This window comes from uncultured Aquimonas sp. (assembly GCF_937888285.1).
In the GTDB taxonomy this organism is placed as follows: domain Bacteria; phylum Pseudomonadota; class Gammaproteobacteria; order Xanthomonadales; family Xanthomonadaceae; genus Aquimonas.
In genome coordinates this window covers 81,924-96,828 of the sequence record NZ_CALART010000011.1, presented here as the reverse complement: position 1 = coordinate 96,828, position 14,905 = coordinate 81,924, and the positions used below count along the sequence as shown (strand labels likewise).

Sequence of the window (14,905 nt, the reverse complement as noted above, 5' to 3'; positions counted from 1 at the left end):
TTGTGCGGCCGCCGGCGCCGGATGTCCCCCAGCGGCCGCCTGCGCCGTTGCAGTGGGAGTCGAGGGCAGCGTGCGTTCTGCGCCCTGTCACGCATTGCATACTTCGCGGTCAGTGCGCCGCGACCGTTCGAAGGGGGATGCCGGAATGCTGTGGAGCCTGCTGCTCGTGCTGGTCCTGCCCGCGCTGTGGGCGCTGACCGCTTACAACCGGCTGGTGCGCCTGCGCAACCAGGTGCGTACGGCCTGGGCCGACATCGACGTGCAGCTGGTGCGTCGCCATGACCTGGTGCCGCAGCTTGTCAGCGTGGCTCAGGCGGCTGCCCAGCATGAGCGCTCGACCTTCGCCCTGGTCAGCGAGCTGCGCGCCCAGGCCCTGGGCCTGCAGGTCAAGGGCGGGCAGGGCGCGACTGCGCTGGGCGAGGTCGAGACCCGCCTGCAGCAGGCGTTGGGGCAGGTGTTCGCGCTGGGCGAGGCCTATCCCGCGCTGCGCAGCAGCGAGAATTTTCTTGCCCTGCAGAAGGAGCTCGCGGCGATCGAGGAGCACCTGCAGTACGCTCGGCGCTTCTACAACGGCGCGGTGCGCGACTACAACGACGCCACCCAGAAGCTGCCCGACGTGTTCATCGCCCGGCTCGGCGGCTTCGGTGGCGCCGAGTTCTTCCAGGCCCGCGAGGGCGAGCGCGCGCCGGCGCAGGTGCGGCTGTCATGAGCTTGCTTCGAGTTCTGATCGCACTGCTGCTGCTCGCCTGCGCGCTGCCGGCCGCCGCGCAGGAGCGCATCCTCGACTACCGCGTCGAGGTCGACATCCGCAGCGATGGCAGCATCGAGGTCGCCGAGCACATCCGCCTGCGCGCCGAAGGCCAGCAGATCCGCCGCGGCATCTACCGCGACTTCCCGACCCGCTACCGCGACCGCTACGGCAATGCGGTGGTGGTCGACCTGCAGGTGCTGGGCGTCGAGCGCGACGGCCAGCCCGAGCGGTGGTTCACGGAAGCCATGGACAACGGCGTTCGCATCAACACCGGCGGTGACGACTATCTGCCCGGCCTGCCGCGCGAGTTCACCTTCACCCTGCGCTATCGCACCACCCGCCAGCTCGGTTTTTTCGAGGCCCATGACGAGCTGTACTGGAACGCGATCGGCACCGGCTGGGCGTTTGCGATCGAGCAGGGCAGCGTCGAGGTTCGGCTGCCGGCGGTGGTCGATCCCGCCAACATGCGTCTCGATGCCTACACCGGCGTGCAGGGCGCGCAGGGCGGCGATGCGCGCGGTGAGGTGATCTCGCCGGGCATCGCCCGCTGGACGCTGACCGCACCGCTGGCGCCGGGCGAGGGCCTGACCATCGCACTGGGCTTTCCCAAGGGGCTGGTCGTGCAGCCCACGCGCGCCGAGCGCGTCGGCTGGCTGCTGCAGGACAACCGTGGCCTGCTGGTCGCGCTGGCTACGCTCGGCGTGCTGCTGGCCTGGTGCGTCTGGCGCTGGCGCGCGGTCGGGCGCGATCCCGAGGCCGGCGTGATCATCGCCCGCTACCAGCCGCCGGCCGATCGTTCGCCGGGCGAACTTCGCTACCTCAAGCGCATGAGCTACGACCCGCGCTGTCTCACGGCTGATCTGCTGGCCGGTGCGGTGGCCGGCGCGGCCGAGATCGAGCGCGAGAAGGGCCTGCTGTTCGGCGACACCTGGAGCCTTGCACGTGGGCCAGTCGCGGTCGATGAGAGCCTGCCCTTTACCGTGCGCAGCCTGCTTGGCAAGCTGCTGCCAGCGGGGCGTTCAAGGCTTGAGCTGAAAAAGAGCAGCAGCACCGCGCAACACGTGCAGGCGGCGATGCTCGAGCACACCCGCGCCCTGCACAAGCGCCTGCACCGCAGCCACTTCAACAACAACAGCGGCGACACCGTGCTCGCCGCGGCGATCGCGGTCTGCGGCGCGGTGATGGCCTTTCTCAGCGCGGGCGGGTCGGGCGAGCCCGCCATCATCGGCGTCTGCGTGCTGATGCTGATCGTGGTGATCGGCTTCGCCTGGTTGGTCAAGGCGCCGACCGCGCAGGGCCGCACGCTGCTCGACGAGATCGAGGGCCTGAAGCTCTATCTGAAGGTGGCCGAACGTGACGAGCTGGCGGCGATGCCCGGCCCCGATCAGCCGCCGCGGCTGGACGCCCAGCGCTACGAGGCGCTGCTGCCGTATGCGATCGCGCTGGATGTGGAAGACGCCTGGACCGCCAAGTTCACCGCGGCCGTGGGTGCGGCAGCCGCGGCGGCGGCGACGGAATCGATCCGCTGGTACCGCGGCGGCGGCTTCAACGACATCGGCAGCCTGGCCAAGGCGGTCGGTACGGGCCTGAACAGCTCGATCGCCTCGGCCAGCAGCCCGCCCGGCAGCAGCTCCGGCGGGGGCGGCGGTGGCTCCGCAGGGGGCGGCGGAGGCGGTGGCGGTGGCGGCGGGCGCTGAGCGCGTTCCCGCGCCGTGTCGCAGGCCGGGACTTCTTCAGAGACTTGAACTCGTCATCCCCGCGGAAGCGGGGATCCAGTGCTGCTGCAGCTCCGATTGGCGACGCAGGCGTGACTGCACTTGCATGCAGTCACCGGGTGCTCGACTGGGTCCCTGCGTGCGCGGGGACGACCAGCGCGTGAGCGCAAGGCTCAAAAGGCTGCGCAACGCCTCGGCTGCGTGGATTCCTGCTCCGGCGATGATCTCTTCCGTCATCCCCGCGAATGCGGGGATCCAGTGCTGCTGCAGCTCCGATTGGCGACGCAGGCGTGACTGCACTTGCATGCAGTCACCGGGTGCTCGACTGGGTCCCTGCGTGCGCGGGGACGACCAGCGCGTGAGCGCAAGGCTCAAAAGGCTGCGCAACGCCTCGGCTGCGTGGATTCCTGCTCCGGCGATGATCTCTTCCGTCGTCCCCGCGAATGCGGGGATCCAGTGCTGCGCCCGAGGAAGGGGACCTCTGGAGACTGCGCCACAGTGCGGTTGGCGAGGGCGATGATCCGTGGGGACGCGAGCGTTCTGTCTTGCGAGAGATCCGGGTGCCAACGCGATCGAAGCTGAACACAATCACGCCGAATCTGAACGCTGCACCGTCCTGCTGACACGTCCCTTTCCACCCTGCCGTTAGGTCGGACGCACCCCATAGACGGGGTGCTGACCACGGAAGGAGTGAAGGGATGCACACGACGAAGAGGCCCGGATGGGCCGGCATGGGTTTGGCCATGGTGCTGGGGTCGGTGAGCGGCGTGGCCGCCGCCGACCCCGGCGATCTGCAGCTCAGCTTTGGCAATCAGGGCGTGGTTCTGGTTGGCCTGGGCGGCGGCCAGGAGTACTTCCACGATGTGCTGGCCGAGCCCGATGGCGCGGTGCTGGTGGCCGGCGCGCTGTATCACCGCAATGCCGCGCAGGCGCCGACCCGCGGCTACGACATGTCGGTGCTGCGGGTACTGCGCAACGGCCAGCTCGATCCGGCCTTCGGCCTCGATGGCCTGAGCCAGATCGACAGCGGCGATGATGGCGACGCGGCGCGCGCACTGATCCGCCAGCCCGACGGCCGCCTGCTGGTTGCGGGTCGCCTGGACAGCGGCGCCTACAGCGATTTCGGGCTGGCCCGACTGCACGCGGACGGCAGCCTCGACACCAGCTTCGGCGAGCCCTTCAACGGCGCGCGGCGCGGCTATGTGCGGCTCAACATCGGGCCGAGCACGGCGATCAATGACGGCGCCAACGCGCTGGCCCTGCAGTCGACCGGGCGCATCGTGCTCGGCGGCGAGGGTTTCGCCCATGACAGCGGCTTCAACTACCAGCGCTTCGCGCTGGCGCGTTTCCACCCTGACGGCACGCTCGATACCAGCTTCGGCGATGGTGGGCGGGTGGTGTCGCCGGCCACGGCCTTCCAGGTGGCGGAGTACCTCACCGCGATCGCCCGCCGCCGCGACGGCAGCCTGCCGGAGGATCGGATCACCGCGGTGGGCTACGTGTTCGCACGCAGCACCGGCCTGATCCGTCGCTACCTCGCCGATGGCCAGCCCGACCCCAGCTTCGGCAGCGGCGGCACCCTCGTGCTGACCGAGAGCGTGGTCGGCGGCGTGCGCCGCGGCATGGCCTCGGTCATCGATGCGGTGTGGCTGGACGACGGCAAGCTGCTGGCGCTCGGCACCGGCAACGAGCGCGGCTTCGTGTTCCAGCGCTTCCATTCGGACGGCAGCCTCGACACCAGCTTCGGCAGCAACGGCCGCACCCTGGTCAAGTTCAGCGGCACGGTCGAGTACGACGAGCCGGCGGCGCTGGCCGTGCAGGCCGACGGCAGCATCCTCGCCACCGGCTACGCCAGCATGCGCTACAGCGGTCCTGCCTCGAAGGACTTCGCGGTGGTGCGGCTCACCGCCAGTGGCCAGCCGGATCCGCGCTTCGGCGACGGCCAGGGCCGTTCGACCTATCCGGTGTCGGTGCATGCGGACGAGGGCTACGCGATCGCGCAGACCAGCGACGGCGACTTCCTCGCCGCCGGCCGCGCCAACAACGATCAGAACTCCACGACCGGAGCGGCGATGCAGGCGGCGCTGATGCGCCTGCAGGGCGATCCGGGGCTATTCCGCGACGGCTTCGAGTAGCGGTTGCGGTGGCGCCCGGATACGCGGGCGAAGTCACAGGCGAGCGTCGAGCGCGTCCCGGGCCGGGCATGCCACAAGGAGACAGTGCAATGCGCCCATTCGATTTCCCAAGCACCATGCATCCCGAACTCGGGCCCGCCATCAGCCGCGAGGAGCGCCTGGAGGCGCTCCGAGAAACCCTGCGACACGACCCGCGCTGCTGGCTTGGGCTGGCCGCAGGCCTGGCCCTGTTGATGGGCCTGGTCCTCGGCCTGGGTCTGACTGGCCCGGCGCCCGTGCTGGGGCTTGCGGCCGTGCTGACAGGCTGGCTGTGGCTGGGCCGGCAGCTGGCGCTGCCGCGCATGCGGGCGCGCTTCGAGCAGCGCGTGGATCGCCGCAGGCTGCTGCGCGACTTCAAGGCCTGGTAGCGGGTCCGCGTTGGCGTGGTCAGCGCAGCAGGCCGATCCAGCGCAGCTCGACATCGGCCTCGAAGGCTTCGCCGTAGGCCACCAGCGCGACCGAGCGCAGGCGCTGCGTGTCGAGCGCCTCTCCCAGGGCCACCGGCACGAAGTCCGCCAGCGGCAGATCGAGCGTCGCCCAGTCCCGGCCCACGGCCAGCGGAGCCCGGTAGTAGGACCAGGGTCGCCGGGTGTCGGCGCTGCGCAGGTGCAGCCAGTAGGCACCGGGTGTGCCGCGCACCTGCACGCGCAGGGCGCGGTAGCTTGAGGCGTCGAAGTCGCCGCCGTCGGCGCGCAGCGGCAGCCGGAGCTGGATGAAGCCGCCGTTGTTGTCCAGCCGCACGCGACCCTGCATGCGCAGCCAGCGGCCGCCCTCGCTCTCGACAATCCCCGCGCGCAGCTCGCTCAGTCCGCCCATCACGCGGTCGCTGAAGCCCTGCCACTGCGTATCGACGGTGGAGAGCCCATTGGTCCGACTGAAGTCATCCAGCACCTGCAGGCTCTCTTGCGCCATGACGACTCCCGAGCTGAGGCCTGTCCAAAGCAAGCAGACACGCAGTGCGCTGCCAGCGGGGCGGCGGGGCGTTGCAGTTGGATGGAGTTCTGAACGCATGCCGCCACTGTTGCTGCAGGTGCGCCAAGGAAACGTGGCGGTCCACGTGCAGCGCCGTCGTCGGTTCAGGCTCAGACCTGCGGCAGCGGCTCGTTGACCGCGCGGCTCGGGTCGAAGCTGGGCGTGCCGCTGTGGCGCTCCTGCGGTTGCGGGTGCTCGCCCTTCTCGATCACCACCACACTGTCGTAGAAGTGCATCGAACGCGTCGCGCGGGTGAAGGGGCCGGGGCCGAAGCTGTGCGGATCGCGGCTGTGCCACGCGTTCAGGTCGTCCACCAGGCGCTTGGCGAACTCCATGAAGCTGTGCGGCGCGCGCAGGCCGCCGCCGTGACTGCGCCAGTAGCTGGTGTGGGTGTCTTCGACCAGGATCACGCCGTCCGGCTTGACGCTGCCATAGAGCTCTTCGACGGTGGCGATCTGCTGGTGCATCTGGTGGCCGCCATCGTCCAGCAGGATGTCGATGGGCCCGATCTTCGCGGCGAGCTGGCGCAGGAAGCCGCGGTCGCCCTGGTCGCCGATGTGGATCTCGACGCCGGGCTCGCCGAGCTCCAGCAGACGCGGATTGATGTCGACGCCGACCACGCGGCACTGCGGCCCGAAGTAGTGCCTCCACATCTGCAGCGAGCCGCCATGGAACACGCCGAACTCGACCAGGGTGATCGGCTGGCCGCGGAAGCGCGCGAAGTGGCGATGGTAGATGTCGAGGTAGTGGTCCCACTTCGTCATCAGCCGGCCGGGGTTGGCATCGAAATAGGTGCGCAGCGGATTGGCGGATTCGGTCGACATGGCAGTGAAGTCATCGATAACCCAGGAGTGCCGCGAGTCTGGACAGAGTCGGCTGTCGCGGCAAGCCGTGGCATGGTGCGCCTCGGAACATCGGTGAGGTCGATGAGAGGCAAGGGCGCGGCATACTCGTGCACGCACAGCACGTTCCGGAGGAGACGAACCATGCGCGCGAAACTGCTGCCCCTCCTGTTGCTGCCAATGCTCGCCTATGCGGGCCTGAGCAGCGCGGTGTATCTGGGGCAGCGTGACCTCATCTACTTCCCGCAGCCGCGCGCGCTGCCGGCGGGCATGCATGAACTCATGCTGGATGCCGCCGGGGCGCGTCTGCAGGTCAGCGTGCGCGAAATGCCCGGCGCGCCGGCCCTGATCTACTTCGGCGGCAATGCCGAAGATGTCTCCCGCACCTTGCCCGAGCTGGCGCGCTTCCTGCCCGGACATGCGCTCTACCTGCTGCACTATCGCGGCTACGGCGCCAGCGAGGGTGAGCCCAGCGAGGCGACTCTGTTCGCTGATGCGGAGGTGCTCTATGCGCATGTCGCAGCGCGGCATCCGCAGGTCGACGTCGTCGGCCGCAGCCTGGGGAGCGGTGTTGCCGTGCACCTGGCCAGTCAGCGCCCGGTGTCGCGCCTGGTCCTGGTCACGCCCTTCGACAGCCTCGCTGCCGTGGCGTCGGAGCAGTTCCCCTGGCTGCCGGTGGACTGGCTGCTGCAGGATCGCTATGACAGCGCGCGTCTGGCATCGCAGGTCAGTGCGCCTACGCTGCTGCTGGTCGCAGCCCGGGACACCCTTGTGCGGCCTGCGCGCAGCGAGGCGCTGCGGCGCGCTTTCCTTCACGCTGCGGTCGAGCTGCGGACACTCGATGGCGTGGACCACAACACGATCGGCCTGCATCCCGGCTACGGGCCTGCCCTCGCGGGAAAGACGGAAGCCTCTCCGTGAGCCATTTGCGGCGGACGAGCTGGCTTGCACGGGCGCTGCGGGCCCGACCGGCATGGGTCGGGCCCGCAGGCACGCCGGAGGCTAGGCTCAGCGACGGCTGCTGAGCTGGTCCATGCCCTCGAGATTCTGGATCACGATCTCGACCCGACGGTTCTGCTGGCGGCCGGCAGCGCTGTCGTTGCTGGCGACGGGATAGTCCTTGCCCAGGCCTCGCGTGGCGAGGCGCGACGCATCGATGCCCTGCGACACCAGATAGGTCTTCACCGCTTCGGCGCGACGCTGGGACAGGCCCAGGTTGTAGTCGGCGCTGCCGGTGGAGTCGGTGTGGCCCTCGATCTGCACCGTGGTTTCAGGGTGCTTGCCCAGGGCGTCCACCAGCGGCTGCAGATTGCGTGTGGCGCCAGGCTTGAGGGTGGCCTGGTCCACCTCGAACAGCACATCCCCCAGGGTCACCACGAGGCCGCGCTCGGTCTGCTTGGCCTGCAGGTCGGCCAGCGTCTGCTCCAGCTCCAGCAGGCGCGCGCGCGCTTCTTCCGCTTCCTGGCGCGAGGCGTCGGCGGCCATGCGTTCCTGCTGCGCCAGCAGCAGCGCCTGCTCGGCTTGCTGCTGTGCAGTCATGGCCTGTGCGCGGGCACGCTCCGCCTCCGCGCGGCGCGCCTGCGCCACCAGCCGCTCGCGCTCGACGCCCATGGTTTCCAGCTGGGCGCGCGCGGCGCCGCTGCGGCCATCGGCTTCGGCGATGCCGAGCAATCGGCCGGCGATGTACACGTTGCGATCGAACAGGTCGGACTTCATGCCGCGGCCGTCCCGGGCCAGCGTGTCCACGGCGGCGCGCGCGTCGGCGAGCTGCTGGGAGGCGTAGCCAGCGACCGCCGGATCGGATTCGAGCCGGCTCAGTTCGCTCTCCAGTCGAACGAGCTCGGGCGGCCGCTCGCTGTTGCCGGCACAGCCGGCGAGTGCGCCGAGCGACAGCCCCAGCAGCAGGGCGCGGGACAGCACGGTGGAATGCGGATGCAGGTTCATGGACGGCCTCCCGACTGGGTGATTTCTTCGCGGAGTGTGTTGAGGGTGCGCTCCATCTCGGCCAGCGTGGCCTCGGCCTGGCGCTGTCGCGACAGTGCCTCGGCGAGGCGCGCATCGGCCTTGGCGCGCTGCGCTTCGCGCTCGGCGTCGTCCCAGTCGCGGTCATTGAACGAGCCTTCGGCCTGTGCCAGCTGGTCGCGGGCCTGGCGCAGCTCCTGGGTCGCATGGGTGCCCGCATCGGCACGTTCGGCGGCGGCCACGTTGGCGCGCGCCGAGGTCAGTTCCAGCTCGGCCTCGCTGCGACCGGCGAAGGCGCTGAGCGGCAGCGCGAACAGGGCTGCGCAGAGCAGGGTGCGTGGTGTTCTCACGAGCGTTCTCCTTGGGTTTCGAGGAACTCGCGAGGGGTTCAGCAGGGGGCGTGCCAGCGCTCAAGCTGCTCGAAAAACGCAATGAGAACAGGGGTTTGTGTGGAATTCATGCGCCCTTGATGGACGTCGAATCAGGGGAGGCTGCACGACATCGGCCTGCCGATCGTGCAGCCTGCAATCACCGCGCTGGTGGCCCGCACGGCTCGCAAGCGCTTTCGATGTGGCGGGCCGCCGTGCTACTCCCAGGTCAGGCTGACGCGCGGATGGATGCGCAGCGTGGTGTACAGGGCGTCCGAACGCAGCGCCTCGGCCAAGGGCTCGGCGTGGATGCCGACCAGCATCGGTCCCGCCATGCCGCCGCCCCAGTCGATCGCGACCGAGTCCTCGGCAATGAAGAGTCTGGTCGGGCGATCAAGGCTCAGATTCAGGAACGGGTGGCGCCTGGCCAGCTCGGGAAGAAATTTCCGGTTGCCGTAGAAGTGCGAGCGCCTGGGCAGCTCTCCGTCTGCCGCAGCTGCGCGTGCCAGCTGCCGGGCATCGTCCGCGAGCCGCAGCCAGTCCGCTTCTCGGGGGGCGAACAGATGCGTCATGCGCAGCTCGCTGCTGACCAGGTTCAACCGCGCGCTCAGGCTTCAGAGACTCAGGATCAGCAGGACAATGCCCGACATTCAGCGCCGGCCGGCTCCTGCGGCGGCAAGCAGCGAACCCCAATCAGTCGGCCAGCAGGGTCAGTGCTCCGACGATGGCGCAATAGACCAGAGGCGGCCGACCTGGGGGGCATGCAGCACCCGGATCTGGCGGCACCGCGTAGATCGACGTTTCGCTGCCTCAGGGGATGGGCTGCGCCCGCTGGGGATCGAATGAGCCAGGACGATCCATGGGGCGCTATGCAGTCAGGGCAGGGATGCTGCAGGCTCGAGATCTTCGCCGATGACCTTGATCGGGTCTCCCGCGGCACGAAAGCGCGGCCGTGTTCTGTGCATGTGCTCTGTGTGCTGCAGGGGATGGATTGGTGTAGACGCTCTCTATGAACGTGCGCGCCATGCGCGAAGTGGTCCGTCGCTCCTGGTTCGATGCAATCGCCCGGAAATCGGTGGGATGCCCAAGCACGCCCCGGGCTTCAAGGTGGTGTCTCAGCAGCGATACCGTGTCCAGCTGGATTCCGCTCGCAATCCGCGTGTAGTTGGCCAGTTCGACCAAGCCACCGCCCAAGCGCCAATCGCAGTTGCGCCAGTTCCGGCATTCTGGCCAGCGGGATAGGGCAATGGGCGACGCCTTCAGCAGCGCCGGCTCTGACCTGCGGCGCGGATTGAAGCGATGCTCCACGCCGCGCCAGCCCGACTCGGCCTGTTTTAGTTCGATCCGCTCGCGGCCGAAGAAGCGCTTGATGCTCAGCTGGTTGTCGTCATCCATTGCTGACTGTTCCCGCCAGATCTACGCTGGATCCGTTGGTGTAGAAGTACGCTGGGGCTCGGAGCGCAGCGAATGACGCTCTTCTGCTGTGGAGATTGCGCTCAGGCAAGAGCGGTCTGCCAGAAGCTCCACCAGCAGGAAGCGATCTGCCCTGGGCAATTCTGATTGATGCATGCGTGCGCCTGTCGTTGACGTCAAGTAGACCATGCAGGGCGCCTCACTCCCGTGCAGGAGATTGCGCCCACTAGGGTCGAGCGCCATCACCAACTGGCCCCGACGCCGGGTCGAGCGATGTGGGGCGCGCGGAGATAAGCGCAGCAAAGGCCCCGATGAACGCCAGAACCTTTCGACTGATCTCCTGTGCCCGGACGGCTGCGCACGGGCAAAGCGCGGCCATATCAGTGCTGCGACCGAAGCTCTCAATGTTCGCCTACCCTGCAGAGAAGACGCAGACCGCGGCAGAGCATCAGAACCGCAGCGTCGGCGCTGCGCATTTGAATCCATCCTGATACGCGCAGGGCAAATGGGTGCCTGCCCGATGCGTTCGGGCCGGCGTCCGCGCTGGTCCAAAGGAGACGCGCCTGAGCCAAGCTTCGGCAGTTCCTGCCACTTGCGCCAGCACGTCGAGCGCCTGCGCCCCATGCTCACCTCGCCCTGCGGCCTACCGCCGAGAGCTGATCGCGGGCCAAGGCGGCAGTGGCTGCGGCCACAACATCGCAGCCACAGCCAGGCTCAGCGCAGGCATCCTCGAAGCCGTTTCTGGGGCAACGCCCCCCGTTGGGATCGAAGCGGTCATCGTGCGTCGAATCCGTCCTTGAAGAGTCCGTCTGGCACGAGATTCAGGAGTCGGAAGCCGTAATCCGTGCCGACCAGCACCAGGGTCTTGAGCCCTGAAGGGGCGATCGCCAGCGATGCAGTTCCGGATTGCGCGCCGAGGTTTGCTGTCTCGCCAACCATTGCACCTCCGAGGTCCAGCAACAGCAGGGAACTGTCGGAAGCCGCCACCAGGTAGGGCGCGCTCGGCATGGCTGCGAGCGCGCGGCTGGGGCCGGGTAGGCTATACGTCCGTCGCAGCTCGTGAGTTGCAGCATCCAGATGGGTCATGCGGCCAGCGCTGTCCTGAAGCACGATCTCAGGGCCGGCGGGCGCATGCGGGACGAAAAGCGCGTGGTGGATGTTGGCTGTATGCGTCCACTGCGACTGTTGGCTGTCCAAGCTGAAACCGTGCAGCCCCGTTGTCACTGCGGCAACCAGGAAGCGCTCGCTGCCATTGTTCATCACGAACAGCCCTCGCGATGTCCAGCGGCCGGACTGGATGCGCGGTGATTCCCACAGCAGCTGCCCGGTACGCAGTGAGAACACATGCAGTCGGACGTCTGACTCGTCGGCACTCGATGCATCGGTTGACACTGCGATGTCTTCATGGCCGTCCCCGTCGAAGTCGAGTAGCACGGCGTCGTAGATCCATCGCCCGATGAGCGGCCCGTTTCCGAGGTCGTCCTCAATCACCTGCTGGACGATCCTGCTTGCACCGTCGAGCACCACGATCCTGTTCCGGTTCGCGCTTCTGCCGGCGATCACAATCTCGCGGGCAGGATCGTCGTCCAGTTGGGTCGAGAGAAACCGCTGGGCATGCATGTTGAAGGGATAGGTGGAGGCGCCGCTGCTCTGCGACTGCCACTCTACTGCCCCTGTCTGGGCGTTCACGATGCGCATGCGACCCGACCAACCATCACCGGTTCCAACAAGCAGTTCCGATTGCCCGTCAGCATTGAAGTCGCCGATTGCTGTCGTGCTGGTGCCCTGCTGATCCGACCCCAGTGATTTCAGCACAGCACCCGAGTCCGAGTCAGCGAGCGTGAGCGCGCTGTCCGGAGAGGGATACAGGCTGGAGGGCGCATACAGGAGATGGCGTCGCGAGCCCCTGGTGATGCGCGGTGCGACGAGACTGCCTGCGCCATTGACGGAGGGCTGCAGCTCTCGCTTCAGTGAGCGCATCTGCGAGTCGAAGACTCTGATCCACCCGCCGATGTGTTCCGAGGTGATGATTTCATCGGCGCCGGTTCCGTCGAGGTTTGCGATGTGCAGCAGGTCGGTCCGATACTGCGGTTCGCTCCAGACGGGGGACCATGGCCCAGACTGGAACACTGTGAATCGATCAAGTGCGCCAACGAAGCCAGGGGCCTGCTGTGGGCCGACATTGCCTGCCGCGACGATGCCGCCGAAGCCCTGCGGGTAGGCCCACTCCGGCAGTCGCGTCGCGCCATCGATGACCTGTCCCTCGGCTGCCGAGATGAGGATCTCCAGCGCCGAGTCCGAGTCGAGATTGTGGGTGGTGATGGCAACGCCCCCATTCACGGGCACCGACCAGTGCAGGTCTCCGCTCAGCAGGTCCGACGCGCGGAGCTCGGTCCGGTAGAGACTCAATAGCTCGGGCGAGCCATCGGTATCCACGTCTGCAACGCGCGTGGCCACCGGGCCTGTGGGGAATGTGTAGCGGGCGATTTCCGACAAGGGCCAGCCTGCATACACGGTCACCAGTGCCGACTCCACGTACCACCTGTTTCCGGTCACGGCAGTCAGAACAGGGCCTTGCGCGGTCGACTCCGCGTGCAGGTCCACGAAGGTCGAGAGTGGTCGCGGCAAGGCGATGACCTGCCTCTGCGCCAGCGGTGTGCCGGCGTTCGAGAACACCACGATGGCAGGCGTCTTGGCCACTGTCGCCGCGAACACTTCATCAATGCCGTCCCTGTCGAAGTCTGCGGCGACAATGCCATACGGCGATATTGGGTCGAGGACCGTGGCCCGCTCCAGCAGCGGTTCGAAGGGGTAGGCGAGGACGTCTGCGCACAACGCAGCGAGCGCAATCGCGCCAAGGAACAGACGCTTGGAGGAAGCAAGCAGGGTGGGCATTCGAGGATCCCAGATATCATGGGGACAGGTGCTGCGGAGCGCCGGCGTCATGCATCTGCATCTGAGCTGGCGGAATTCCGGCGGGGCGCTCGCAAACAGTGATGCACTCGGTCTGTGAAACACAAGCGCTACCCACGCTGGCCCACTTTGCGAGATCACAGACTCGGCTCCACGCTGATGCGGTGCCGACGAGTGTTGCGACTACGGCCGCCAGTTCGCGTGCCGCTCCCAGAACTCGACGCTGCGCCGGTAGGCTTCGCGGTCCAGCGGCACGCCCGAGCCGCCTTCGTCGACGCCCAGCGCGTTGCGCATCAGGGTGATCGGCACCATCGGGATCTCTTCCGGCTCCATCGTGTACAGGCAGCCGACGATGCCCCAGTCGGCCTCGATCGGCGTGCCTTCCTTGGCCATCTGTTCGCGGCTGTAGAGGATTGGCACGAGGTAGTTCGCAACAGGCGGCTCGATGCCCTCGAACCAGCGCACCAGCACAGGCAGCTCGTCCCGGGTGCGCGCCTCGTAGGCGCTGCGCAGGCGATGGCGGTTGTCCTCGGTGATCGCCACCACCGAGCCGCGGGTCGACGTCCAGTTGCGGTGCACGTGCAGCTGGCAGAAGGGTGCGTAGCCCGCGATCACTCTCAGGGGCGGATGCGCGTTGAGATGTTCGACGAACTGCTCGGGCGCGCAGTCCTGGATGGCGGTGATGCGGCGGTCGCGCGGGAACAGGCGCGCGCGGGCGAATTCGGTGAGGACGATGGACATGGGTCTGGCTGCTGGGGCTGATGGGAGGCGGAAACATCGCCCGCCGCTGCGGGTTTGCTCGGCCGCGCGGATCACAGGCGCGGGTCGACGCGGTCGTGGCGCATCGTAACCGGCGGCAGTCAAGAGCCCTGCGTCGCCCAGCGCATTCCCGGTGTCGGGATGCTGCCAGGGCACGCTGCCGATCGCGGGCTCCCGGGCGTCCGACCGGGTCGGCCGCGTCGGCGCGCACAGGCTCGGCTCGCGTGGGTTCGAAGCCCCTGTGAGCCAAGATGGACGCGCTCGCCTCTGGTGCAGCCGGCGTCGTTCAGCCCCTGTCTGCCGACGCTGCCCGAACAATGTCGGCCCTGCCCGCGTTCGCCCCGATAGGAGTATCCACATGTCCGTCTCTTGCCTGCGCCTACTCGCAGCACTCGTGCTTGCAGCGCTGAGCCTTCCCGCATGCGCGCTCGACATGAAGCGCTGCAATGGCCGCGTGCTGCGGGTGGGCGACTGGGCCCAGCAGGCCGAGGCGCTGTGCGGTGCGCCCTACTACGTCGACCGCTGGCAGGAGCTGGTCTATGTCGATATTGACGCGCGCCGCAGCCTGCGCCAGCGCATCGACTGGAGCGAGGCCTACTTCAATCCCGGTCAGGGGCAGCAGTTGTTCAGCGTGCGCTCGCGGCAGGGTCGCATCGTCGCCATCGATACCCTGGTGCAGCGCGGCGGCCCGGCACGCCCCGGCGACTGCACCCTGGCGACGCTGACGCCCCCGCAGCCGGTCGGCGAAGTGGTCTACCGCTGCGGCCTGCCGGCCCAGCGCATCGACCTCGGGCTGGCCGTGGTCGACGGCCGCGAGCGCGTCGACGAGGCCCGCGACCTGCGCCATGAGCAGTGGCTGTATCCGGCCTCGGCAGGGCAAACCCTGGTGGTCGAGGTGCGCGAAGGGCGTCTGCTGGAGGCCGGGCTGCGCTAGCGCGCTGGGTCGTCCCAAGTCGGAGAGCATGCGAGAGAACCATCCGCCTGATGCGGCCGCCTCTGGACGCCCATGGCGGCAGCGCGCTACGCCAGTTCCGCG

14 protein-coding genes are annotated in these 14,905 nt (G+C 68.2%); 6 read left to right on the top strand and 8 right to left on the bottom strand.

Annotation, left to right across the window (positions count from 1 at the left end; all coding sequences use genetic code 11):
• The first annotated feature begins 145 nt into the window (after positions 1 to 145).
• The 4 genes from Q0654_RS02755 (at position 146) to Q0654_RS02740 (ending at position 5,008) form a co-directional block, all read left to right on the top strand.
• Positions 146 to 709, top strand: coding sequence for a LemA family protein (locus Q0654_RS02755; RefSeq protein WP_298850258.1), 564 nt, complete (start codon positions 146 to 148; stop codon positions 707 to 709).
• Positions 706 to 2,448 carry a DUF2207 domain-containing protein gene (locus Q0654_RS02750; RefSeq protein ID WP_298850256.1) on the top strand — a complete coding sequence of 581 codons (1,743 nt, stop codon included), beginning with the start codon at positions 706 to 708 and terminating at the stop codon, positions 2,446 to 2,448. Before Q0654_RS02755 ends, Q0654_RS02750 begins: the two co-directional genes overlap by 4 nt.
• A 716-nt stretch (positions 2,449 to 3,164) precedes the next feature.
• On the top strand, positions 3,165 to 4,601 hold the full coding sequence (locus Q0654_RS02745) for a hypothetical protein (RefSeq protein ID WP_298850252.1): 1,437 nt from the start codon (positions 3,165 to 3,167) through the stop codon (positions 4,599 to 4,601).
• 89 nt (positions 4,602 to 4,690) lie between these two features.
• Positions 4,691 to 5,008, top strand: coding sequence for a hypothetical protein (locus Q0654_RS02740; RefSeq protein WP_298850250.1), 318 nt, complete (start codon positions 4,691 to 4,693; stop codon positions 5,006 to 5,008).
• 19 nt (positions 5,009 to 5,027) lie between these two features.
• On the opposite strand, the gene Q0654_RS02735 is transcribed toward Q0654_RS02740, so the two are convergent.
• Both Q0654_RS02735 and Q0654_RS02730 read right to left on the bottom strand, forming a co-directional pair.
• Complete coding sequence (locus tag Q0654_RS02735; RefSeq protein WP_298850248.1) at positions 5,028 to 5,552, bottom strand: CIA30 family protein; 525 nt, start codon at positions 5,550 to 5,552, stop codon at positions 5,028 to 5,030.
• Between the two features lie 170 nt (positions 5,553 to 5,722).
• A complete protein-coding gene (locus Q0654_RS02730; protein WP_298850245.1) occupies positions 5,723 to 6,436 on the bottom strand; it encodes a class I SAM-dependent methyltransferase in 714 nt (237 codons plus the stop codon).
• 162 nt (positions 6,437 to 6,598) lie between these two features.
• On the opposite strand from Q0654_RS02730, the gene Q0654_RS02725 reads away from it, so the two are divergent.
• Positions 6,599 to 7,375 (top strand): alpha/beta fold hydrolase, encoded by a 777-nt coding sequence (locus Q0654_RS02725; protein ID WP_298850243.1) that lies wholly within the window; start codon positions 6,599 to 6,601, stop codon positions 7,373 to 7,375.
• An 87-nt stretch (positions 7,376 to 7,462) separates the two neighbouring features.
• On the opposite strand, the gene Q0654_RS02720 is transcribed toward Q0654_RS02725, so the two are convergent.
• From Q0654_RS02720 to Q0654_RS02695, 6 genes are all read right to left on the bottom strand, one after another.
• A complete protein-coding gene (locus Q0654_RS02720; RefSeq protein WP_298850241.1) occupies positions 7,463 to 8,398 on the bottom strand; it encodes an OmpA family protein in 936 nt (311 codons plus the stop codon).
• Positions 8,395 to 8,766 carry a DUF4398 domain-containing protein gene (locus tag Q0654_RS02715; protein WP_298850239.1) on the bottom strand — a complete coding sequence of 124 codons (372 nt, stop codon included), beginning with the start codon at positions 8,764 to 8,766 and terminating at the stop codon, positions 8,395 to 8,397. The genes Q0654_RS02720 and Q0654_RS02715 overlap by 4 nt, the downstream gene beginning before the upstream one ends.
• Positions 8,767 to 9,002: 236 nt before the next feature.
• Positions 9,003 to 9,383 (bottom strand): hypothetical protein, encoded by a 381-nt coding sequence (locus Q0654_RS02710; protein WP_298850237.1) that lies wholly within the window; start codon positions 9,381 to 9,383, stop codon positions 9,003 to 9,005.
• Between the two features lie 268 nt (positions 9,384 to 9,651).
• Positions 9,652 to 10,179: a hypothetical protein gene (locus Q0654_RS02705; protein ID WP_298850234.1), complete on the bottom strand. Its 528-nt coding sequence runs from the start codon at positions 10,177 to 10,179 to the stop codon at positions 9,652 to 9,654.
• A gap of 792 nt (positions 10,180 to 10,971) precedes the next feature.
• The gene (locus Q0654_RS02700; protein ID WP_298850232.1) at positions 10,972 to 13,092 is read right to left on the bottom strand and encodes a hypothetical protein; all 2,121 of its coding nucleotides are present in this window, start codon (positions 13,090 to 13,092) and stop codon (positions 10,972 to 10,974) included.
• Positions 13,093 to 13,293: 201 nt separating this feature from the next.
• Entirely contained in the window at positions 13,294 to 13,851 is a 558-nt protein-coding gene (locus Q0654_RS02695; protein ID WP_298850230.1) for a DUF3228 family protein, read from the bottom strand.
• A gap of 376 nt (positions 13,852 to 14,227) precedes the next feature.
• Here Q0654_RS02695 and Q0654_RS02690 point away from each other — a divergent pair, with 376 nt between their 5' ends.
• Positions 14,228 to 14,803, top strand: coding sequence for a DUF2845 domain-containing protein (locus Q0654_RS02690; RefSeq protein WP_298850226.1), 576 nt, complete (start codon positions 14,228 to 14,230; stop codon positions 14,801 to 14,803).
• Positions 14,804 to 14,905 lie beyond the last annotated feature (102 nt).

What these genes read in the sequence shown, in the direction of transcription:
- Q0654_RS02700 (WP_298850232.1), bottom strand. Translation starts at nt 13,092, where the DNA reads ATGCCCACCCTGCTTGCTTCCTCCAAGCGTCTGTTCCTTGGCGCGATT.
- Q0654_RS02690 (WP_298850226.1), top strand. Translation starts at nt 14,228, where the DNA reads ATGTCCGTCTCTTGCCTGCGCCTACTCGCAGCACTCGTGCTTGCAGCG.
- Q0654_RS02745 (WP_298850252.1), top strand. Translation starts at nt 3,165, where the DNA reads ATGCACACGACGAAGAGGCCCGGATGGGCCGGCATGGGTTTGGCCATG.
- Q0654_RS02720 (WP_298850241.1), bottom strand. Translation starts at nt 8,398, where the DNA reads ATGAACCTGCATCCGCATTCCACCGTGCTGTCCCGCGCCCTGCTGCTG.
- Q0654_RS02730 (WP_298850245.1), bottom strand. Translation starts at nt 6,436, where the DNA reads ATGTCGACCGAATCCGCCAATCCGCTGCGCACCTATTTCGATGCCAAC.
- Q0654_RS02735 (WP_298850248.1), bottom strand. Translation starts at nt 5,552, where the DNA reads ATGGCGCAAGAGAGCCTGCAGGTGCTGGATGACTTCAGTCGGACCAAT.
- Q0654_RS02740 (WP_298850250.1), top strand. Translation starts at nt 4,691, where the DNA reads ATGCGCCCATTCGATTTCCCAAGCACCATGCATCCCGAACTCGGGCCC.
- Q0654_RS02750 (WP_298850256.1), top strand. Translation starts at nt 706, where the DNA reads ATGAGCTTGCTTCGAGTTCTGATCGCACTGCTGCTGCTCGCCTGCGCG.
- Q0654_RS02755 (WP_298850258.1), top strand. Translation starts at nt 146, where the DNA reads ATGCTGTGGAGCCTGCTGCTCGTGCTGGTCCTGCCCGCGCTGTGGGCG.
- Q0654_RS02705 (WP_298850234.1), bottom strand. Translation starts at nt 10,179, where the DNA reads ATGGATGACGACAACCAGCTGAGCATCAAGCGCTTCTTCGGCCGCGAG.
- Q0654_RS02725 (WP_298850243.1), top strand. Translation starts at nt 6,599, where the DNA reads ATGCGCGCGAAACTGCTGCCCCTCCTGTTGCTGCCAATGCTCGCCTAT.
- Q0654_RS02695 (WP_298850230.1), bottom strand. Translation starts at nt 13,851, where the DNA reads ATGTCCATCGTCCTCACCGAATTCGCCCGCGCGCGCCTGTTCCCGCGC.